The organism is Psychrobacter sp. 1U2, from assembly GCF_051847575.1.
Genome location: NZ_JBPYDC010000344.1, coordinates 1 through 1,183, shown reverse-complemented (window position 1 = coordinate 1,183; position 1,183 = coordinate 1). Strand labels below are relative to the sequence as shown.

Genomic DNA, 1,183 nt, shown 5'->3' with positions numbered 1-1,183 from the left:
CACACAGACACGCTTAGAAATGCTATGCCGTTTTTTTCTTAACCAAATATCGATAAAGTGTCATATTTGTGGGCGTAGCATCATCGCTATCAATGGTGATTTCATCAGGATCAGCATTTAAGTGTACGTTTTCAGCCAGTGTTTCTTGATGTACAAGCTCATGACCGAGATGACGACAAAAATTAGGAATATCACGCGTCGTCGCAGGATCGGTTGCAAGAATTTCAATGATATCGCCGCCATCGGCTTTACGAATAGTTCGATGCAGCATCATAACCGGCTCCGGACATATAAGTCCTTGGGTATCCAAATGATGATGGATCGCAATGTCAGATATTGAAGTAGTCATAGTCGTTATATTAAAAATAAGTAGTAAATTTAGAAATTGCTGTCGATTGAAGACTCTTTAGGAGCTTGTGGCAACTTTTCATCAGTTACATGTTCGTTTCCAAACTCTTCTTCAGTTTCTGCTTCGGCTTCCAAAAAGTTAAAAAAGCGCTTAAAGTTTGCTTTAAATAAAAATGCCACTCCAAGCCACGATGCCAGTCCCAACCAGGCAGTATCAGCAAATAACAGCCCACCGACCAGTACGACTGTAGATACACCAATGCTTAAAGCAATCATTGAAGGTTGGTTTAAGCGATAACGGTAAATAACAAAACCATCATAAATAGTGATAGGTATGGTCAATGCTATCAGCGCATAAGGCAAATTAAAAAACAGTCGATAAAGTAGCTGATTGTCATGGAATGCTTTAATACTAGCAATAGTGCCAAAGACCATAAACGCGATAATAGCAGCGTAAATAAGATAAATCGCTATTTGATTGGCACGCTGTGCACCTTTAATACGTGCGATAGCGAGCGGGGCAAAACCGTATTGCGTTGGTTGGTCTGAAACATTGGTCATAACGATCAGTCATTTGTTCGTAAAGGTTTATAATACTTTATTTAACGGCGGTATGCTTAGACAAAGCATAGAATTGGGTCAGAACATCGTCTTTGAATGAGCGCAACATTCGACTGTCTAATGATTCAACTAATCAGGTTTTATTGCACTGATGGCCATGCTGCTATTTGGGTCGATAAAGTACGTTGATAATAAAATACAGGCAGAGATGTCGTCGATTGGGTCACGCTCATTTCGAATCCAACCGTTTTCCCAAGCGATCTCTCTTGCAGCC

At 40.3% G+C, this 1,183-nt stretch carries 2 protein-coding genes and 1 pseudogene; all 3 read right to left on the bottom strand.

All coding sequences use genetic code 11. The features are described 5' to 3' along the window. Nucleotides 1-22 precede the first annotated feature (22 nt). Entirely contained in the window at nt 23-349 is a 327-nt protein-coding gene (tusA, locus tag ACS8FD_RS15680) for a sulfurtransferase TusA (protein ID WP_439262525.1), read from the bottom strand. Between the two features lie 29 nt (nt 350-378). Next, the gene (locus tag ACS8FD_RS15675; RefSeq protein ID WP_439262523.1) at nt 379-909 is read right to left on the bottom strand and encodes a hypothetical protein; all 531 of its coding nucleotides are present in this window, start codon (nt 907-909) and stop codon (nt 379-381) included. A gap of 129 nt (nt 910-1,038) precedes the next feature. Beyond that, nucleotides 1,039-1,183, bottom strand: a pseudogene (locus ACS8FD_RS15670) (Holliday junction resolvase RuvX); the annotation flags it as partial.